This window comes from Kitasatospora sp. NPDC018058 (assembly GCF_044327205.1).
GTDB lineage: Bacteria > Actinomycetota > Actinomycetes > Streptomycetales > Streptomycetaceae > Kitasatospora.
The window spans coordinates 119,860-139,102 of record NZ_JBIRFA010000018.1 but is presented as its reverse complement, the minus strand read 5'-3'; the positions used below and the strand labels follow the sequence as shown (position 1 = coordinate 139,102).

Here is a 19,243-nt window from a genome sequence, read left to right as displayed (position 1 = left end):
ATGACATGCCGGTGCATATCCGTCATATCGAAAGAGGGCCCCACGAATCGTCCTGGTATGACATGGACTGATCGAGCTCATTCCGGCCGGTGGACGTGTGCGAAATGCTCCGCGTTCCAGCTGCCGCCCAGCACGGGGGCGAGCGAGGCGAGGGCGAGGGCCGCGAAGTCCTCGGCGGCGCCCGCGCGTTCGGGTAGGGCGCCGAGCAGCGGCGCGCCGGCCGAGCGCGGCAGGTCGGCGAGGTTGCAGCGGTCGGCGAGGCCGGGGCAGGAGGGCCAGGATCCGACGAGGACGCCGGCGAGGGGCAGTTCTCGGGCGGCCAGGGCCTCCGCCGACAGGGCGACGATGTTGAGGGTGCCGAGTCCGGCCGAGGCGACGAGCAGCACCTCGGCGTTCAGTCCGGCGTCGCGGACCGCCCCGGCCTGGTCGGCCAGCGTGCGGCCCTGGTCGTCGTAGCGGACCAGCAGGCCGCCCGCGCCCTCGACCAGCACCAGGTCGTGGGTGGCGGCCAGCTCGGCGACGGCCTCGGCCACCGCGTCCGGGGACAGGTACGGCATCCCGGCGCGCCGGGCGGCGGTGTCGGGGGCCAGCGGCTCGGGGTAGCGGACCAGCTCGCGGATCGTCAGTTCGCCCGCCAGGCGCCGGACTTCGGCCGCGTCGCCGGGTTCGCCGGGTGCCACGCCGGTCTGACCGGGCTTGAGTACGGCGACCTTCAGGCCGCCCTGGAGCGCCGCCGAGGCGACGGCCGCGGTGGCGACGGTCTTGCCGACGTCCGTGTTGGTGCCCGTGACGAACAGGATGCGCGCGCTCATCCGGCCACCGCCGCGGCGGTCACGGCGGCAGCGATCCGTGCCACGTCCTCGTCCTCCGTCACATAGGGGGGCATCGTGTAGATCAGGTCCCGGAACGGCCGCAGCCATACGCCTTCGCGCGCTGCCGCCTCGGTCGCCGCCGAGACGTCCACCGGGTGGTCCAACTGCACGACGCCGATGGCTCCTTGGACCCGTACGTCATGCACGCCCGGCACCTCTGCGGCCGCCGCGAGGCCGTCCCGCAGGCCGCCCTCGATGCGCTTGACCTCGACGTCCCAGTCCTGCCCGAGCAGGAGCTCCAGCGAGGCGTTGGCGGCCGCGCAGGCCAGCGGGTTGCCCATGAAGGTCGGCCCGTGGGCGAGTACCGGCATCTCGCCGTGGCTGATGCCGTCGGCGATCTCGCCGGTGCACAGGGCGGCGGCCAGCGTCAGGTAGCCGCCGGTGAGGGCCTTGCCCAGGCACATCACGTCCGGGGAGACGCCCGCGTGGTCGGCGGCGAACAGGGCGCCGCTGCGGCCGAAGCCGGTGGCGATCTCGTCGAAGACCAGCAACACCCCGTACCGGTCGCAGAGTTCGCGCAGCATCCGCAGGTAGGCGGGGGAGTGGAACTGCATCCCGCCCGCGCCCTGGACCACCGGCTCGACGATGACGGCGGCCAGCTCGTCGGCGTGACGCTCCATCAACGCCTCGAAACGTTGGGCGTATTCGGGTTCGAGGGGCGCGTCGAAGCCGGCCGGCGGCTGCGGTGCGAAGAGCTGCCCGGGCAGCACCCCGCCCCACAGGTGGTGCATTCCGCCGTCCGGGTCGCAGACCGACATCGGGTGGAAGGTGTCGCCGTGGTAGCCGCCGCGCCAGGTCAGCAGGCGCCGCTTCTGCGGGCGGCCGATGGACTGCCAGTACTGCAGGCACATCTTCATGGCGACCTCGACGGACACCGAGCCCGAGTCGGCGAGGAAGACGTGCTGCAGCGGCTCCGGGGTGATCTCGACCAGCTTCGCCGACAGACGGACGGCGGGCTCGTGGGTGAGCCCGCCGAACATCACATGGCTCATCCGTCCCAGCTGCTCGCGCACCGCCTCGTCCAGCACCGGGTGCCGGTAGCCGTGGATCGCCGCCCACCAGGACGACATCCCGTCCACCAGCTCGCGCCGGCCGCCCGCGACGGGCTCGGCGAGGCGCAGTCTGACGCCCGACGCGGATTCGACCACGTACGGGGTGACGGTGCCGGGCATCGGCCCGTACGGGTGCCAGACGTGCGCCCGGTCGAGGGCGAGCAGCGTGTCCGCGGACAGCTGGGACATGGTGAGATCTCTCCGGAAGGTCAGGCGTTGGGCGCGAGTTCGGTGCCGGCACCGCGGCGGCGGACCTTGACCAGGTCGCTGCGCAGCTCGTCCTCGTCCGAACTCTCCGGGGCGTCGTCCGAGCGCTCCGAGGTGGCGGCCTCCGGCGTGGAGGGCGCGGCGTGCGAGTGCCCGCCGCACGGGCCGCAGCCACCGCCGCTGCCGCAGGCCGAGGCCGCGGTGCCGCAGGAGCCGCCGGCCTGGGCCGCCTCGGCGATGTCGGCGCGGTGGCGCGGCAGGGTGGCCTCGCCGGCGCCCTCGACCTCGAAGCCGGCGTCCTTGATCATGTCGAGGTCGGCCTGGCCGGCCTGGCCCTCGCTGGTCAGGTAGTCGCCGAGGAAGATCGAGTTGGCGATGTGCAGGCCGAGCGGCTGCATCGAGCGCAGGTGCACCTCGCGGCCGCCGGCGATCCGCACCTCGGTGTCGGGGTTGACGAAGCGGACCATCGCCAGGATGCGCAGGCAGCGCTGCGGGGTGAGGTTCCACTCCTTGGCGAGCGGGGTGCCCTCGAAGGGGATCAGGAAGTTGACCGGAACGGAGTCCGAGCCGAGCTCGCGCAGCGCGAACACCACGTCGACCAGGTCCTCGTCGGTCTCGCCCATGCCGGCGATCAGACCGGAGCAGGCGGACAGGCCGGCGCCGTGGGCCTTCTGCACGGTGTCGACCCGGTCCGCGTAGGTGTGGGTCTTGGTGATGGTCCCGTAGGTGTTCTCGGACGTGTTGAGGTTGTGGTTGTACGCGTCGGCGCCGGCCGCCTTGAGCCGCTCCGCCTGGTTGTCGGACAGCAGGCCGAGGCAGACGCAGATCTCGACCTCGGGGTCGGCGTCCTTGATGGCGGCCATGGTGCCGGTGACCCGGTCGATGTCACGGTCCGTCGGACCGCGGCCGCTGGCGACCAGGCAGACCCGCTTGGCGCCGCCGGCCACTCCGGCGCGGGCGGCGTCGGCGGCCTGCTCCGGCTTGAGCCAGGTGTACTTGAGGATCTCGGCCTTGGAGCCCAGCCGCTGCGAGCAGTAGGAGCAGTCCTCGGGGCAGAGCCCGCTCTTCAGGTTCACCAGGTAGTTGAGCTTGACCCGGCGGCCGAACCAGCGGCGGCGCACCTTGCCGGCCGCGGCGACCACGTCGAGCAGCTCGTCGTCGGTGGTGGCGAGGACGGCGAGGGCTTCCTCGCGGGTCGGGACTTCGCCGCGCAGGCCCTTGGCGGTGAGGGTATCGAGCAGATCCATGGGGCGATCCTGCCTGCTGGCGTCGGAATGGCGCCAGAGCAAACCCACCAGAAGATCCCCGGAAGGATGTGCCGATTGCCACAGTGTCGAAGCTCACGGCGTCGGCGCTGGTCACGCGCTTGACGGGGGCCCGGAGGCGAGGTTACCGACGGGTAGGGCGGGGGCGTGCAGGGCGAAGATCGACAACCCCCCCACCCAGTGACCCACGCCACCCGGGGGGTGCTTAGAATCTGCGCCATGACCACGCAGGGGGAGCGCACCCCGACTCCGGGAGAGGGCCAGGACGGCCGGGCAGGACTGCGGACCGGCGGGGGCGCCGAGGACACTCCCGCGGCGGGATCCGCAGGCACGGCACGCAGGCGCGGCCCCCGGCTCACCCCCCGCCGGGCGGTCGGCTGGGTCGTCGTGGCCGTCGTGGTCGTGGCCGGCGGATGGGTCATCACCCGCCCGACGCCCGGCGACTACATACCCGGCCTCGGCCCGTCCAAGGCGGACTCCGCCCGCACGCCCCCGGTGGTGGGCGCCGCCCCGCCGACCACCGATCCCGAGGCCCTCAACGCCGGCAACCTGTTCCCCGCCCAGCGCCCGGTCGAGGTCGCCGGCTACAAGGCCCGGCGCGGCGGCATCCGGCAGGGCGAGAAGTGCGACGAGGTGCTCCAGGACCGTACCCAGGAGCTGCTCAAGGACAGCGGCTGCCAGGCCTACCTGATCGTCAGCTTCACCGGCGTCGACCACCCGGTGCGCAGCAGCGTCACCCTGCTGCGCTTCGCCGATCAGGCCGCTGCCGCCAGGGCCGCCGACACCCTGCGCGGCAAGCCCGGCGCGGTCGCCTTCATCCTCGCCGACACCAACTTCGCGCCCGCCCCGTCCGCCGGCAGCGCCAAGCCGGGCAGTGAGGCCCGGGTCGAGGCGGTCGGCCACTACGTGACCGTCACCAGCTCCCGCCCCGGCGACGCCCGCCTGGCCGACACCGCCTCCTCGAACCCGGCGCCGTCCACCCCGACGCCGACCGCCTCCGGCGGCGAGCCGAACCTGGACGAGGCCACCCGGGCGCTGTCTTACGCGGCGGGTCAGCCGTTTGTCTGGATGTGACAAAAGCCAAGGGGTCCGGCGCGCTAGCGCCGGGCCCCTTTTGACGGTCACTCAACCGCGTTCCCGACGGGAGGTCAGCCGCCGAGCCGGTCCACCGCCGTCACCCGCAGCACCGCCCGGCCCTCCTCGTCCGAGCCGTACAGGTCGACCTCGGCGCTGATGCCCCAGTCGTGGTCGCCCTCCGGGTCGTCGAAGATCTGCCGGACCTTCCAGGCGGAGTCCTCCTCCTCGATGATCAGCATCTTCGGGCCGCGCGCGTCCGGGCCGGTGCCCAGGTCGTCGTACTCGTCCCAGTAGCCGTCCATCGCGTCCGCCCAGCGGTCCGCGTCCCAGCCGTACTCGCCGTCCAGCTCGCCGAGTTCGTCCCAGTGCTCCAGCGCGCACAGCTCGACGCGGCGGAACATCTCGTTGCGCACCAGCACCCGGAAGGCGCGGGCGTTGGCGGTGACCGGGGCCGGCTTGTCGTCGAGGGTGACCTCGGCGGTGGCCGCCTCGGTCGGGTTGGCCAGCTGCTCCCACTCGTCCAGCAGGCTGGAGTCGACCTGGCGGACCAGCTCGCCGAGCCAGGCGATGACGTCCTTGAGGTCGTCGGTCTTCACGTCCTCGGGGACGGTCTGCTCCAGCGCCTTGTACGCACCCGCCAGGTAGCGCAGCACGATGCCCTCGGTGCGGGCCAGCTCGTAGAAGCCGACGTAGTCCGAGAAGGTCATCGCCCGCTCGTACAGGTCACGGACGACGGACTTCGGCTGGAGCTGGTGGTCGCCGATCCACGGGTGCGCCCGGCGGTACACGTCGTACGCGTGGGTGAGCAGCTCCTCCAGCGGCTTCGGGTAGGTGATCTCCTGGAGCCGCTCCATCCGCTCCTCGTACTCGATGCCGTCCCGCTTCATCTCGCCGACGGCCTCGCCGCGCGCCTTGTTCTGCTGGGCGGCGAGGATCTGGCGCGGGTCGTCGAGGGTCGCCTCGACCACCGAGATCACGTCCATCGCGTACGAGGGCGAGGTCGGGTCGAGCAGCTCGAAGGAGGCCAGCGCGAAGGTGGACAGCGGCTGGTTGAGCGCGAAGTTCTCCTGGAGGTCCAGGGTCAGTCGGACGATCCGGCCCTCGGCGTCCGGCTCCGGCAGCCGCTCCACCACGCCGCCCTCCAGCAGCGAGCGGTAGATCGCGATCGCGGTGCGGATGTGCCGGCGCTGGGCCGCCCTGTCCTCGTGGTTGTCGGTGAGCAGCTTGCGCATCGCCTCGAAGGCGTTGCCCGGGCGGCCGATCACCGACAGCAGCATCGCGTGACTCACCTTGAACCGGGAGACCAACGGTTCCGGGTCGGCGGCGATCAGCTTGTCGAAGGTCTCCTCGGTCCAGCCGACGAAGCCCTCCGGCGCCTTCTTCCGGACCACCTTGCGCTTCTTCTTCGGGTCGTCCCCGGCCTTGGCGATCGCCTTGTCGTTCTCGATCACGTGCTCCGGCGCCTGGGCGACCACCTGGCCGACGGTGTCGAAGCCGGCCCGGCCCGCGCGCCCGGCGATCTGGTGGAACTCACGGGCGCGCAGGATGCGCACGCGCTGCCCGTCGTACTTCGACAGCGCGGTGAACAGCACCGTGCGGATCGGCACGTTGACGCCGACGCCCAGCGTGTCCGTCCCGCAGATGACCTTCAACAGGCCCGCCTGGGCCAGGCGTTCGACCAGGCGACGGTACTTGGGCAGCATGCCCGCGTGGTGCACGCCGATGCCGTGGCGCACGTAACGGGACAGATTGCGGCCGAACTTGGTGGTGAAACGGAAGTTGCCGATCAGGTCGGCGATGGCCTCCTTCTCCGCCTTCGAGCACATGTTGATGCTCATCAGCGACTGCGCCCGCTCCACCGCCTCCTTCTGCGTGAAGTGCACGACGTAGACCGGCGCCTGGCCGGTCTGCAGCAGCTCCTCCAGGGTGTCGTGCATGGTGGTGCGGCGGTACTCGTAGAACAGCGGCACCGGGCGGGTCGCGTTGCGCACCACCGTGGTCGGACGGCCGGTGCGGCGGGTCAGGTCCTCCTCGAAGCGGCGGACGTCACCGAGGGTCGCCGACATCAGCAGGAACTGCGCCTGCGGCAGCTCCAGCAGCGGGACCTGCCAGGCCCAGCCGCGGTCCGGCTCGGCGTAGAAGTGGAACTCGTCCATGACCACCTGGCCGATGTCCGCCCGCGCGCCGTCCCGCAGCGCGATCTGGGCCAGCACCTCGGCGGTGCAGCAGATGATCGGCGCGGTCGGGTTCACACTGGCGTCGCCGGTCATCATGCCGACCTGCTCGGTGCCGAACATCTTCACCAGGTCGAAGAACTTCTCCGAGACCAGCGCCTTGATCGGGGCGGTGTAGAAGGTCCGCTGCCCCTCGGCCAGCGCCGCGAAGTGCGCGCCCGCCGCCACCAGGCTCTTCCCCGAGCCGGTCGGCGTCGCCAGGATCACGTTGTTCCCGGACACCAGCTCGATCAACGCCTCCTCCTGCGCCGGGTACAGCGTGATCCCCCGCTCCTCCGCCCAGGCTGCGAACGTCTCGTACAGCGCGTCGGGGGTGGCGGGCTTCGGCATCAGATCAAGGAGGGTCACCCGGCTATCTTGCCTGCTCGCCGCCACCCCGGGCAAAGCCTCGGGCAAGCGGGAGGCGGCGCCCGCGTTGTCACGACCGACCAGCGGGCCGCACCGATCCTGTGCTGAGTGGCACATTGATCCCCGTTCGCGGGGCGTGCCAGAGTGCCGGGCATGACCCTCCCCCTCACTCCCGAAGCGCACACCGCACAGCTCGCCCCGGCGCAGGTCTTCGACTGGCTCGACGAGGCCGCCGAGCTGCGCGCCGCCGCCGGGCTCACCCGTACGCTGCGCAGCCGGGCCGCCGAGGACCCGGTGCTGGACCTGGCCGGGAACGACTACCTGGGGCTGACCCGGCACCCGGTGGTGACGCAGGCGGCGGCCGACGCCGCGCTGCGGTGGGGCGGCGGGGCGACGGGCTCGCGGCTGGTGACCGGGACGACGGCGCTGCACACCGAACTGGAGGAGGAGCTCGCCGAGTTCTGCGGGGCGGAGGCGGCGCTGGTGTTCTCCTCCGGGTACACCGCCAACCTCGCCGCGCTCACCGCGCTGACCGACCCGGACACGCTGATCGTCTCCGACGCCTACAACCACGCCTCGCTGATCGACGGCTGTCGGCTCTCCCGCGCCGACGTCCACCGGGCCCCGCACAGCGATCCGGCGGCGGTGGCCCAGGTGCTGGCCGGGCGGACGCAGCGCCGGGCGCTGGTGGTCAGCGACTCGGTGTTCTCGGTGGACGGGGACGCCGCGCCGCTGCGCGGGCTGTCCGAGGCCGTCCGCGCGCACGGCGCCGCCCTGCTGGTGGACGATGCCCACGGGCTGGGCGTCCTCGGCCCCGGCGGGCGCGGCGCGCTGGCGGCGGCGGGGCTCGCCGGCCAGCCGGACACCGTCGCCACCGTCACCCTCTCCAAGTCGCTCGGCTCCCAGGGCGGCGCCGTCCTCGGCCCGCGCCGGGTGATCCGCCACCTCACCGAGACCGCCCGCACCTTCATCTTCGACACCGGCCTCGCCCCGGCCGCCGCCGGCGCCGCCCTCGCCGCGCTGCGCCTGCTGCGCGCCGAGCCGCAGCGCGCCGACCGTGCCCGCGCAGTCGCCCGCACCCTCGCCGCTCGCCTCACCGCGGCCGGCCTGCAGACCTGTGAGCCGGACGCCGCCGTGGTCTCGGTCCGCGCTCCGGGGCCGGAGCTCGCCGTCGCCTGGGCCGCCGACTGCCGCCGGGCCGGCCTCGCGGTGGGCTGCTTCCGCCCGCCGTCCGTCCCGGACGGCATCAGCCGGCTGCGGCTGACGGCGCGCGGGGACCTGACGGACGTGCAGATCACGGATGCCGTCCGGATCATCGCCGAGCTGGCCCCGGAGGGTGCAATTCCGGTGGATCGTGCCGGGACCACGCAGTAGGGTGCGGGATCGTTCGGGGGGATCCGGGCGGCGGGCGGGGGAGTAGCCTCCGCTGCGCCGTGCCGTAGTGCGCGGGTGCCCGTCGGACATCGACCGCTCCGACTCGTCGATGGGATTTTGCACATGAACCGCGCAGCTCGTCGCTCGTTCCTGCCCGCCGCGCTCGGCGCCGCCGTGCTGGTCGCCGTCAGCGCCCCGGCGGCGAGCGCGGACTCCTTCCCGCCGGGCTTCCCCAACGGCATTCCCCCGCAGGTGGCGATGTTGCGGAACGCGAACAGCGGCAAGTGCCTGGAGGTCGCGGACTGGCGTACCGACGTGGGCGCGCCGGTGCGCCAGTGGGACTGCCACGGCGGCGCCAATCAGGTGTGGAACTTCGTCTCCGGGATACCGGGCGCGTTCGTCAACCTGAACAGCGGCCTCTGTCTCGAGATCGCGGACTGGCGGACGGACGGCGGGGCACCTGCCCGGCAGTGGACCTGCACCCGCGGCATGAACCAGAGCTGGTCGTGGAGCCGCAACAGCCCTACCGAGGGGTGGCTGATCACCAACAACAACAGCGTGAAGGTGCTGGAGATCGCCGCCTGGGACACGGCGAACGGCGTGAACGCGACCCAGTGGGCGTCGAACGGTGGGAGCAACCAGCGGTGGGAGACGATCGAGCGCTGATCCGGTGCTTCCGGGCAGGAGGGCGGCATGGCTGATGTGCTCTGGGACGACCACGTCGCGTGGCTGCTCGATCCGACCGACGGGGCCTGCCTGCCCGATGTGTTCGTCGAGGACACGACGGCGGCGGACTGGCAGGCCGTGCTGGATCTGGTGGTGGAGCGGGGCTGGGCCTTCGAGTACTTCGAGGGTGACACGGTGCTGCCGCTGCCCCGGGCCGAGGCGGTACTGTCCCGGCCGGCCGATGCCGAGTGCGCTTACCTGCGGGTGTGGCCCGATCCCGGGGTCTGCGCGATCTTCCGGTTCTACTCGGACGAGGCGATCGACTTCGACGTCGACTTCCGGGAGCTCCAGGGCCAGGAGCGGCTGGACATCCTGTGCGGGTTCCTGGCCGCGATCGGACGGCGGCTGGGCAAGTCGGTGCCGATGTACTTCGAAGGCGACACCCGGGCGCCGTTCCTCGGGTACGACCTCGCGGCCGACCGGGTCCGGGTGCTGTGGACGCGGCCGGAGGACTGACCCCGGGGCCCTACGGCTGTCCCACCACCAGGAGCGCCTCCGCGCCGACCGGCCGGTAGCCCGCCGCCTGGAAGGCGCGGACGCTGGGGGCGTTGCCCGGGGCCTGCTGGGCCCAGACGACCCCGCCCTCCGGCAGCAGGTGCCGGGCGGCGGTGGCCAGGGCGCGGCCGAGGCCGCGGCCCTGGGCCTGGGGGTCGACCTCGACGGCGGCCTCCCAGCGCCCGGCCACGCCGCGGCCGAGGATCAGCACGCCGCCGTCGGCCTCGAACACCCGGACGTCCTCGCGGTAGCGCAGGGCACGGACCACCCGGGGGTGCTCGCGGTCCTCGACCCGGGACAGCGGCACCGGCGGCTCGCCCGGGAGGCGGTCGGCGACGGAGAGCAGGTCGATGTTGTTGACGGTCCGCCCGGTGCGCGAGGCGAAGGCGGTCAGGAACGGCGGGCAGAGCGGCGCCGCCAGCGGGTCGCCCGGGTCGGCGGCGAGGGTGTCGTGCACCCAGGCCGGGTCCTCGTCGGTGAACACCACGGCGTGCGCGGCGAAGGACACCACCCCGGCCTCGCGCGGCGACGGCTGCGGCACCACCGTCACCGACCCGTCCGGCGGCGGGAACACCCCGCCCGCCGCGTCCGCCAGGATGTCCGCCAGCGCCCGTACGCCCATCGCAGTCCCCTCCCGGGAAAGTCGTCCCGCCCAGTTGATCACCGAGCGCGCCGGTAGACCAGCAGATAGCGCCAGAACAGCAGTCGGCGCAGCCTGAAGCCGCTACTTCTTGCGCGCCCGGCTCGGCTGCACCCGGGGCGGCTCGCCCTCGGCCTTGGGGTGGTCGGGCGGGTACGGGAGTTCGCCGAGGCCCTCGTCGTGGAGCTGCTTGTCGTAGAGCTCCAGCACGGGGTCCAGCCGGAACGCGTGCTGCTCCATCTCCGCGTTCAGGTCGCCGAGTTCGGCGAAGCGGGCGGGTACCGTGCGCAGGTCGAAGTCCTCCGGGACGGCGTCGTCCAGCTCCTCCCAGCGCAGCGGGGTGGAGGCGGTGGCCCGAGGGCGGGCGCGCAGCGAGTAGGCGGAGGCGATGGTGCGGTCGCGGGCCATCTGGTTGTAGTCGACGAAGATCCGCTCGCCGCGCTCCTCCTTCCACCAGGCGGTGGTGACCTTCCCGGGCATCCGCTGCTCGAGCACCCGGCCGAGGGCGATCACCGCGTGCCGGCCATCGGTGAAGGTCCACTCGGGCACCAGCGGGACGTAGACGTGCAGGCCGCGCCCGCCGGAGGACTTGGGCCAGCCGCGCAGCCCGTACTCCTCCAGCAGGGCGCGCAGCTCGTGGGCGGCGCGGACGGCGTCGTGGAAGTCGGTGCCGGGCTGCGGGTCGAGGTCGATCCGCAGCTCGTCCACGTGGTCGGTGTCGGAGCGCCGGACCGGCCAGGGGTGGAAGGTGAGGCAGCCCAGGTTCGCCGCCCACAGCACGGCGGCCGGCTCGGTGGGGCAGATCTCGTCGGCGGAGCGGCCGCTGGGGAAGTCGATCCGGGCGGTGGGCAGCCATTCCGGCAGGCCCTTGGGCGCGCGCTTCTGGTAGAAGAACTCGCCGTCCACCCCGTCGGGGAAGCGCTGGAGCGTGGTCGGCCGGTCCCGCAGCCCGCGCAGGACGCCGTCGGCGACGGCCAGGTAGTAGTGCGCGACGTCCAGCTTGGTGAAGCCGCGCTCGGGGTAGTACACCTTGTCCGGGTTCGACAGCCGGACGGTCCGCCCGGCGACTTCCAGTTCCACGGCTGAGCCCATGTGCCACACGCTAAGCGCGCCGCGTCCGGCGCGCGCCCCGGGGCGGACCGGGCGAGGATCGGAGGCATGGACCTGCCCGTGATGCCGCCGGTGGCGCCGATGCTCGCCAAGTCGGTGGCCGAGATCCCGCCGGGGATGCAGTACGAGGCCAAGTGGGACGGCTTTCGCACCATCGTGTTCCGCGACGGTGACGAGGTGGAGCTCGGCAGTCGCACCGGCAAGCCGCTGACCAGGTACTTCCCCGAGCTGGTGGAGGCGTTCAAGCGGGAGCTGCCGCCGCGCTGCGTGCTGGACGGCGAGGTGGTGATCGCCCGGGACGGGCGGCTGCGCTTCGAGGAACTGCTGGAACGCATCCACCCGGCGGCGAGCCGGGTGAAACTGCTCGCCGAGCAGACCCCGGCCTCCTTCGTCGCCTTCGACCTGCTCGCCCTCGGTGACGACTCGCTGGTGGACGAGCCGTTGTCGGTGCGGCGCCCGGCCCTGGAGGCGGCGCTCGCCGACGCCACGGACCCGGTGTTCACCGCGCCCGCCTCCACCGACCGCGACCTCGCCGGGACCTGGTTCGCCGAGTACGAGGGCGCCGGGCTGGACGGGTTGGTGGCCAAGCCGCTGGACCAGCCGTACCGGCCGGGGGAGCGGACCATGTACAAGATCAAGCACGAGCGCACCGCGGACTGCGTGGTGGCCGGCTACCGCGAGCACAAGAGCGGCCCGGTGGTGGGCTCGCTGCTGCTCGGCATCTACGACGACGGACGGAAGCTCCAGCACGTCGGCGTCTGCGCCGCCTTCTCGATGGCCCGCCGCCGCGAACTGGTCGAGGAACTGGCCCCGTTGCGGATGGCCGACCTGTCCGAGCACCCGTGGGGTGCCTGGGCGGAGGAGGCCGCGCACGCCGAGGGCCGGCTGCCGGGCGCGGTCAGCCGCTGGACCGGCGGCAAGGACCTGTCCTGGATCGCGCTGCGCCCCGAGCGGGTGGTCGAGGTCGCCTACGACCACATGGAGGGCAGCCGTTTCCGGCACACCGCGCAGTTCCGCCGTTGGCGGCCGGACCGCACGCCGGAGAGCTGCACCTACACGCAGTTGGAGGAGCCGGTCTCGTACGACCTCGGCAAGGTGCTGGGGATCTGACGGAACGCCGTAGGCCCGACCCGGGCGTTCGGGTCGGGCCTACGACGTTTCCGCGGTGTTCCGCATCGAGGATCAAGTCCGCACGGTCGAGGGCGAGTTGGTGGCCGGGTGGGAGGGCGAGCCGGAAGCAGAGCCCGGGGCCGACGGCGCGGCGGTGGCCGGCGGGATCGAGTAGACGTTCTTCGGCGAGATGATCTTGGTGATCTCGTTCGCGAACAGTGAGGACGGCTCGGAACCCTGGTAGAGGGCATCGGTGTTGAGCAGCATCACCAGCGTGCTCTGGGTTTCCGGCATGTACACCGCCACGCTCTCGTAGCCCGGCATCGAGCCGTTGTGCCCGATCCACCCGTTGTTGTCGAACAGCCCGAACCCGTAGGTGACACCGGGGTCGCCGGTCGGCAGGGTCTTCAGCCGCTGGGCCTGGGTGGCCGGGCTCAGGAGGGTGCCGGTGGCCACCGTCTTCGCCCAACTCTCCAGGTCCGCGAGGGTGCTGATGGCGGCCCCGGCGGTCCAGGCCCAGGACGGGTTCCAGTTGGTGGCGTCCTGGAGGTCCCCGTTGGGCGTCTGGTCGGTGTAGCCGTGGGCGTACGGCACGGGCATGGTCCCGTCGACGGGGAAGCTCGTCCTGCCCAGCGAGGCCGGGGTGAACACCTGGTCCTTGAGGAGGTCGTCGGCCGGCTTCCTGCCGACGTTCTCGATCAGCTTGCCCAGCAGGATGTAGTTGCTGTTGTTGTACTGGAACTGGGCGCCGGGCGGGAACACGGCGGGGTGCTTGTAGCCGTACGCGAGCAGCTGGTCCGGGGTGAACACGCGGTTCGGGTCGTTGATCAGCGTGTTCACGAAGTCCGGGTCGGAGCTGTACGGGAACAGGCCGCTGCGCATCTCGCCGAGCTGGCGCACGGTGATCCCGGCCCCGCCGGGGACGCCGTCCACGTACTGGGAGATCGGGTCGTCCAGGCTCACCTTGCCCTGGTCCACCAGCTGCAGTACGGCGGTCGCCGTGAAGGTCTTGGTCTCGCTGCCGATCCGGCCGAGGAGCCCGGGGTCCATCGGGGTTCCGGCGGTCTTGTCGGCGACACCGAAGGACTTCTGGTAGGTGCCGCCGGGTGTGATGATCCCGACCGAGACGCCGGGGACGGAGGCCTGGCTCATCACCCGCTGGATCGCGGCGTCCAGCCGGGAGGTGACGTCGGGGGTCAGCGGCACCACGGCGCCCGAGGAGGCGGCGCCCGGGGAGGGGCTCGGCGGGATGGTCGCGGACGGGCTGAGCGCGGCCGGCTCGGCGGTGACCGCCGGGTCGGTGGCCTGCCGTGCGGGCTTGGACCCGCTGGAGCAGGCGGACACGGCCAGCAGGCCGGTCAGGGCCAGGGCGGCGGCGGTCGCGCGGCCGGCGGTGCGGGGGGCGGCCGCGCGCGGCCGTCGGATGTCGGTCATCGGTTGAGGCGCCTCTCTGGGGCGAAGGGCCCCGGAGCGCTGCTCCACGGGGCCATGGGAGAGCGTCGTCACCGTAAGCACCGCCCTCGAACACCCGCGCGTCGGCTGTGGCCGGGCTGGCCCGAACGGGTGAGCACCGGCATGCCGCACCCGCCCCCGGCTCCGGCTCGGGCACGATCGTTTAGCCCAGCTGTGGTCGCCCTTAAGAATTCCTCGATGGACCGCACCCGCCCTCACCAGGCAGATTTCTGCCTGCCCGGAGCGCGCCCGTCAACGGCGGCCGAACCGGGCCGCTCGGCCTGCCCGACCCCCGAAGGCCGTCCTCAGATCCGCACGTCAGGAGCCGTCGCCCGTGAAGGCACTCGTCAAGCAGAACGCCGAGCCCGGTCTCTGGATGATCGATGTCCCGAAGCCCGAGATCGGCCCCGGCGAGGTGCTGATCAAGGTTCTGCGGACCGGCATCTGCGGCACCGACCTGCACATCCGCAAGTGGGACGGCTGGGCGCAGCAGGCCATCAAGACCCCGCTGGTGCTCGGCCACGAGTTCGTCGGTGAGGTCGCCGAGATCGGCGCCGGCGTCGCGGACATCGCGGTCGGCGACCTGGTCAGCGGCGAGGGCCACCTGGTCTGCGGCAAGTGCCGCAACTGCCTGGCCGGCCGCCGTCACCTGTGCCGCAACACCATCGGCCTGGGCGTCAACCGCGACGGCGCCTTCGCCGAGTACGTGGCCCTGCCCGCCTCCAACGTCTGGGTGCACCGGGTGCCGGTCGACCTGGACGTGGCCGCGATCTTCGATCCCTTCGGCAACGCCGTGCACACCGCGCTGTCCTTCCCGCTGGTCGGCGAGGACGTGCTGGTCACCGGCGCCGGCCCGATCGGCATCATGGCCGCCGCGGTCGCCAAGCACGCCGGCGCCCGCAACGTCATGATCACCGACGTCTCCCCGTACCGCCTCGACCTGGCCCGCCAGGTCGGCGTGACGCTGGCGCTCAACGTCGCCGAGCACACCATCGAGGAGGGCCAGCAGAAGCTGGGCCTGCGCGAGGGCTTCGACGTCGGCCTGGAGATGTCCGGCCGTCCCGAGGCGATGCAGTCGATGATTGCCAACATGACCCACGGCGGCAAGATCGCCATGCTCGGCCTGCCCGCCGAGGACTTCCCGGTGGACTGGGCCTCGATCGTCACCTCGATGATCACCATCAAGGGCATCTACGGCCGCGAGATGTTCGAGACCTGGTACGCGATGTCCGTGCTGCTGGAGGGCGGCCTGGACCTCAGCCCGGTGATCACCGGCCGCTACGCCGCCGCGAACTTCGAGGACGCCTTCGACGACGCGGCCGGCGGCAACTGCGGCAAGATCATCCTCGACTGGACCGCCTGAGCCCCGCCTCGCCGATCACACAAGGAGTCTGCTCGTGTTCGACAACGTGCGCGCCGACATCGCCGCCACCCTCGACGAGATCCGCGAGGCCGGCCTGTTCAAGCCCGAGCGGGTCATCGGGACCCCGCAGAGCGCCGCGGTCACCGTCACCGGCGGCGGCCGCCCCGGCGAGGTGCTGAACTTCTGCGCCAACAACTACCTCGGCCTGGCCGACCACCCCGAGGTGCTCGCCGCGGCCAAGGACGCCCTGGACCGCTGGGGCTACGGCATGGCCTCGGTCCGCTTCATCTGCGGCACCCAGGACGTGCACAAGGAGCTGGAGGACCGCCTCTCGACGTTCCTCGGCCAGGAGGACACGATCCTCTACTCGTCCTGCTTCGACGCCAACGGCGGTGTCTTCGAGACCCTGCTCGACGACCGCGACGCCGTCATCTCCGACGCGCTGAACCACGCCAGCATCATCGACGGCATCCGGCTCAGCAAGGCCCGCCGCCACCGCTACGCCAACCGTGACATGGCCGACCTGGAGCAGCAGCTCAAGGAGACCCAGGACGCCCGCCGCCGCCTGATCGTCACCGACGGCGTCTTCTCGATGGACGGCTACGTCGCCCCGCTGCGCGAGATCTGCGACCTGGCCGACCGCTACGACGCCATGGTCATGGTGGACGACTCGCACGCCGTCGGCTTCGTCGGCGCGGGTGGCCGCGGCACCCCCGAACTGCACGGCGTGATGGACCGGGTGGACATCATCACCGGCACCCTGGGCAAGGCGCTCGGCGGCGCCTCCGGCGGCTACGTCGCCGCCCGCCGGGAGATCGTGGCCCTGCTGCGCCAGCGCTCGCGTCCGTACCTGTTCTCCAACTCGCTGGCCCCGGTGATCGCGGCCGCCTCGCTGAAGGTGCTCGACCTGGTCGAGCGGTCCAACGAGCTGCGCGAGAAGCTGGCCGCCAACACCGCGCTGTTCCGCAGCCGGATGACCGAGGCCGGGTTCGAGATCCTGCCGGGCGACCATCCGATCGCCCCGGTGATGATCGGCGACGCGGCCAAGGCCGGCCGGCTCGCCGAACTCCTGCTGGAGCGCGGGGTGTACGTGATCGGGTTCTCCTACCCGGTGGTCCCGCACGGCCAGGCCCGGATCCGGGTGCAGCTGTCCGCGGCGCACTCCACCGAGGACGTCGAGCGCGCCGTCGCGGCCTTCGTGGACGCGCGCGCCGCCCTGGGGGAGTAACCCCCGCCGGGCCCGGCAGGGGCCCGCACCGACTGCCCGCGGGCCGGACCGCTCGGAACCGGACCGGCCCGCGGGCGCACAATGTCCGTGCGGCGGAGGCGAATCGATGCGTCTCCGCCGCACGGCCCACCGACCACCTGTCGCACCCTCCCGCTACGGGGGTGGGGCGCCGGCCCGCACCGGCGTCCCACCCCCGTTCGCGGTTCCCGGGACCGGTCCTGGTCGTTCCGGCGGCCGGCTCGGGGGACGGCCGAGCGTCGCCCGGCCGGGACGGTCAACGACGGGAAGCGATCTCGTGCCGAGATACGTCACCGGTCGTAGGGCAGCCCGCGAGCGTCACCCGCCCGGGCCGGTTCGCCGTCCGGCCGGTTCACTCCGCGACGCTGGCAGAATTGGCGTGTGATCGACGCACGACGGCTGCGGACCCTGCGGGCCGTGGCGGACCACCGCACTGTGACCGCCGCGGCGGCCGCCCTCTACCTGACCCCCTCCGCGGTCTCCCAGCAGCTGGCCGCCCTGGAGCAGGAGACCGGCCACCACCTGCTGGCCCGCGAGGGCCGGGGCGTGCGCCTGACCGCCGCCGGGGAGATCCTGCTCGGTCACGCCGACGCGGTGCTCGCCCAGCTGGAGCGCGCCGAGGCCGACCTCGCCGCGTACAGCGCGGGCGTCGCGGGCGAGGTCACCGTCGCCTCCTTCGCCACCGGCATCTCCCATGTGCTGGCCCCGGCGATCGGCCTGCTCGCCGAGCGGGCGCCGGGCGTGCGGCTGAAGGTGCTGGACGCCGAGGGCGACGCCAGCCTGCCGATGGTGCTGGACGGCCGGGCCGACCTCGCGGTGGCCGTCGAGTACCGGGGTGCCCCGCGGGCCGACGACGCCCGGCTCACCCGGGTCCCGCTCTACGCCGAGCCCTTCGAGGCGGTGCTGCCGCTGGCCCACCCGCTGGCCGCCGAGGAGGGGCCGCTCGCCGTCGCCGCGCTGGCCGACGAGCCCTGGATCGGCCCCTACCCGGGCAACCCCTGTCACGACGTGGTGCTGCTGGCCTGCGAGCACGCCGGGTTCCAGCCCCGGTTGCTGCACTCCTCCGACGACTTCCGCGCGGTCGTCGCGCTCGCCTCGGCGGGCTCCGGCGTCGCCCTGGTGCCGAGGTCCGCGCTGCGCGGCGTGGACCTCTCCCGGGTCGCCGTCCGCCCGGTGGACAGCGACCTGGCCACCCGACGGGTCTTCGCCGCCGTCCGGGCCGGCGCCGACGGCCACCCGCTGATCCGCCCGGTGCTGGACAGTCTCGCGGCGGCGGCCGCCGCCGGCGCCTGACCAACTGGCCCGCGGGCGAACGCAGTTCAGGGCCGTAGTGTCACCAGCAGGCCGTCCGCGATCGCGACCGGCCCCTCGTGCCGGGTGTCGGCGGCGGTCGGACAGGGTGCGACCGGATCATGACCGCCGCGGTACGGCCGCATCAGTGGTTCCGGCCATGCCCGCGCGGCGGCACAGCGGGGCGCCTCCGGGCCCCGGGCGGTCCCGTCGACCGCCGTGACCAGGCACGTAGGATGGCTCGACGTGACGACCGTCCGTTCCACGGCAGGAGATCCCATGGGCGAGACCGCTGCTTCCGAACCTCGGCTCCCCGTCGGGGTGATCGGCCTGGGCGACATCGCGCAGAAGGCCTACCTGCCGGTGCTCACCGCCCTGCCCGGGCTGGACCTGCGGCTGATGACCCGGGACCGGGCCAAACTGGACCGGCTGGGGGAGGCCCACCGGATCGGCGCCCAACACCGGTTCACCGACCTCGGTGAGCTGATCGACAGCGGCATCCGCGCCGCCTTCGTGCACGCCGCGACCGACCAGCACGTGCCGATCGTCGAGCGGCTGCTCACCGCCGGGGTGGACGTCTACGTCGACAAGCCGCTGGACTACACCCTGGACGGCGCCCGCCGGCTGGTCGGGCTCGCCGACCGGACCGGCCGCTCGCTGATGGTCGGCTTCAACCGGCGGCACGCGCCCGGGTACGTCCAGGCCAAGGAGCGGCCGCGCGACCTGATCGTGCTGCAGAAGAACCGCGAGGGCCTGGCCGAGGCTGCCCGCACGCTGGTCTACGACGACTTCATCCACGTCGTGGACCTGCTGCGCTTCCTCGCCCCCGGCGAGATCGAGCACGTGGACGTCCGGGCCCGCACCCGGGACGGCCTGGTCGAGCACGTGGTGCTCACGCTCGGCGGGGAGGGCTTCACCGCGCTGGGCATCATGAACCGGGTCTCGGGTTCGACCGAGGAGGTGCTGGAGGTCTCCGGCGGCGACTCCAAGCGCGAGGTGCGCAACCTGGCCGAGGTGGTCGACCACCGCGGCCAGCCCACCGTCCGCCGACGCGGCGACTGGGTGTCGGTCGCCCGCCAGCGCGGCATCGAGCAGTGCGTGGTCGGCTTCCTGGACGCCGTCCGCGCGGGGAAGACCCTCGACGCCCACGACGCGCTGCGCACCCACGAGTTGTGCGAGCTGATCGTGGAACGGATCGGGCAAAGCTGAGGGCCGAGCGGATGCTGTTCGGGGTGCACGAGGAGAACCACCGCGCCGCCGCCTTCTACCGGCGGCGCGGCTTCACGTACACCGGCGGTGAGACGCCGTACGCGCTGGACCCGGAGGCCCGGATCCTGGAGATGGCCCTCCCGCTGGACTGACATCCCGTACGGGAGGGCCTT

The 19,243-nt window shown here is 72.7% G+C and carries 17 protein-coding genes; 10 read left to right on the top strand and 7 right to left on the bottom strand.

All coding sequences use genetic code 11. The features are described 5' to 3' along the window. Positions 1-77 precede the first annotated feature (77 nt). From bioD to bioB, 3 genes are read right to left on the bottom strand one after another with little or no spacing between them, the layout of a single operon-like run. Positions 78-812 carry a dethiobiotin synthase gene (gene bioD / locus ACH4E7_RS25590; RefSeq protein WP_396251374.1) on the bottom strand — a complete coding sequence of 245 codons (735 nt, stop codon included), beginning with the start codon at positions 810-812 and terminating at the stop codon, positions 78-80. Further along, positions 809-2,113, bottom strand: coding sequence for an adenosylmethionine--8-amino-7-oxononanoate transaminase (locus ACH4E7_RS25585; protein WP_396251373.1), 1,305 nt, complete (start codon positions 2,111-2,113; stop codon positions 809-811). Before ACH4E7_RS25585 ends, bioD begins: the two co-directional genes overlap by 4 nt. Positions 2,114-2,133: 20 nt before the next feature. Then, positions 2,134-3,378 carry a biotin synthase BioB gene (gene bioB / locus ACH4E7_RS25580; RefSeq protein WP_396251372.1) on the bottom strand — a complete coding sequence of 415 codons (1,245 nt, stop codon included), beginning with the start codon at positions 3,376-3,378 and terminating at the stop codon, positions 2,134-2,136. Between the two features lie 237 nt (positions 3,379-3,615). On the opposite strand from bioB, the gene ACH4E7_RS25575 reads away from it, so the two are divergent. Then, a complete protein-coding gene (locus ACH4E7_RS25575; protein WP_396251371.1) occupies positions 3,616-4,470 on the top strand; it encodes a hypothetical protein in 855 nt (284 codons plus the stop codon). Positions 4,471-4,544: 74 nt separating this feature from the next. Here the strand turns inward: ACH4E7_RS25575 and ACH4E7_RS25570 are convergent, their stop codons facing one another. Further along, the gene (locus tag ACH4E7_RS25570; protein ID WP_396251426.1) at positions 4,545-7,037 is read right to left on the bottom strand and encodes a DEAD/DEAH box helicase; all 2,493 of its coding nucleotides are present in this window, start codon (positions 7,035-7,037) and stop codon (positions 4,545-4,547) included. A 171-nt stretch (positions 7,038-7,208) separates the two neighbouring features. Here ACH4E7_RS25570 and ACH4E7_RS25565 point away from each other — a divergent pair, with 171 nt between their 5' ends. The 3 genes from ACH4E7_RS25565 to ACH4E7_RS25555 all read left to right on the top strand — a co-directional run bounded on the left by ACH4E7_RS25565 (position 7,209) and on the right by ACH4E7_RS25555 (position 9,611). Then, positions 7,209-8,429, top strand: coding sequence for an 8-amino-7-oxononanoate synthase (locus ACH4E7_RS25565; protein WP_396251370.1), 1,221 nt, complete (start codon positions 7,209-7,211; stop codon positions 8,427-8,429). A 123-nt stretch (positions 8,430-8,552) separates the two neighbouring features. Continuing rightward, on the top strand, positions 8,553-9,095 hold the full coding sequence (locus ACH4E7_RS25560; RefSeq protein ID WP_396251369.1) for an RICIN domain-containing protein: 543 nt from the start codon (positions 8,553-8,555) through the stop codon (positions 9,093-9,095). A 27-nt stretch (positions 9,096-9,122) separates the two neighbouring features. Continuing rightward, positions 9,123-9,611, top strand: coding sequence for a hypothetical protein (locus tag ACH4E7_RS25555; protein WP_396251368.1), 489 nt, complete (start codon positions 9,123-9,125; stop codon positions 9,609-9,611). A gap of 10 nt (positions 9,612-9,621) precedes the next feature. Here ACH4E7_RS25555 and ACH4E7_RS25550 read toward each other — a convergent pair whose 3' ends face one another. Continuing rightward, positions 9,622-10,272, bottom strand: a complete 651-nt coding sequence (locus ACH4E7_RS25550) for a GNAT family N-acetyltransferase (protein ID WP_396251367.1) — start codon at positions 10,270-10,272, stop codon at positions 9,622-9,624. Between the two features lie 102 nt (positions 10,273-10,374). After that, entirely contained in the window at positions 10,375-11,382 is a 1,008-nt protein-coding gene (ligD, locus tag ACH4E7_RS25545; RefSeq protein WP_396251366.1) for a non-homologous end-joining DNA ligase, read from the bottom strand. A 66-nt stretch (positions 11,383-11,448) separates the two neighbouring features. Between ligD and ACH4E7_RS25540 the strand changes: the two genes are divergently transcribed. Then, positions 11,449-12,510: an ATP-dependent DNA ligase gene (locus tag ACH4E7_RS25540; RefSeq protein ID WP_396251365.1), complete on the top strand. Its 1,062-nt coding sequence runs from the start codon at positions 11,449-11,451 to the stop codon at positions 12,508-12,510. 72 nt (positions 12,511-12,582) lie between these two features. Here the strand turns inward: ACH4E7_RS25540 and ACH4E7_RS25535 are convergent, their stop codons facing one another. Beyond that, positions 12,583-13,944, bottom strand: coding sequence for a serine hydrolase domain-containing protein (locus ACH4E7_RS25535; RefSeq protein ID WP_396251364.1), 1,362 nt, complete (start codon positions 13,942-13,944; stop codon positions 12,583-12,585). Between the two features lie 352 nt (positions 13,945-14,296). On the opposite strand from ACH4E7_RS25535, the gene tdh reads away from it, so the two are divergent. The 5 genes from tdh to ACH4E7_RS25510 all read left to right on the top strand — a co-directional run bounded on the left by tdh (position 14,297) and on the right by ACH4E7_RS25510 (position 19,222). Next, the gene (tdh, locus tag ACH4E7_RS25530) at positions 14,297-15,325 is read left to right on the top strand and encodes an L-threonine 3-dehydrogenase (RefSeq protein ID WP_396251363.1); all 1,029 of its coding nucleotides are present in this window, start codon (positions 14,297-14,299) and stop codon (positions 15,323-15,325) included. A 34-nt stretch (positions 15,326-15,359) separates the two neighbouring features. After that, positions 15,360-16,553 (top strand): glycine C-acetyltransferase, encoded by a 1,194-nt coding sequence (locus ACH4E7_RS25525; RefSeq protein WP_396251362.1) that lies wholly within the window; start codon positions 15,360-15,362, stop codon positions 16,551-16,553. Positions 16,554-16,952: 399 nt separating this feature from the next. Then, positions 16,953-17,864: a LysR family transcriptional regulator gene (locus ACH4E7_RS25520; RefSeq protein ID WP_396251361.1), complete on the top strand. Its 912-nt coding sequence runs from the start codon at positions 16,953-16,955 to the stop codon at positions 17,862-17,864. 276 nt (positions 17,865-18,140) lie between these two features. After that, the gene (locus ACH4E7_RS25515; RefSeq protein ID WP_396251360.1) at positions 18,141-19,070 is read left to right on the top strand and encodes a Gfo/Idh/MocA family protein; all 930 of its coding nucleotides are present in this window, start codon (positions 18,141-18,143) and stop codon (positions 19,068-19,070) included. Positions 19,071-19,093: 23 nt separating this feature from the next. After that, complete coding sequence (locus ACH4E7_RS25510; RefSeq protein WP_396251359.1) at positions 19,094-19,222, top strand: hypothetical protein; 129 nt, start codon at positions 19,094-19,096, stop codon at positions 19,220-19,222. Positions 19,223-19,243: the final 21 nt, after the last annotated feature.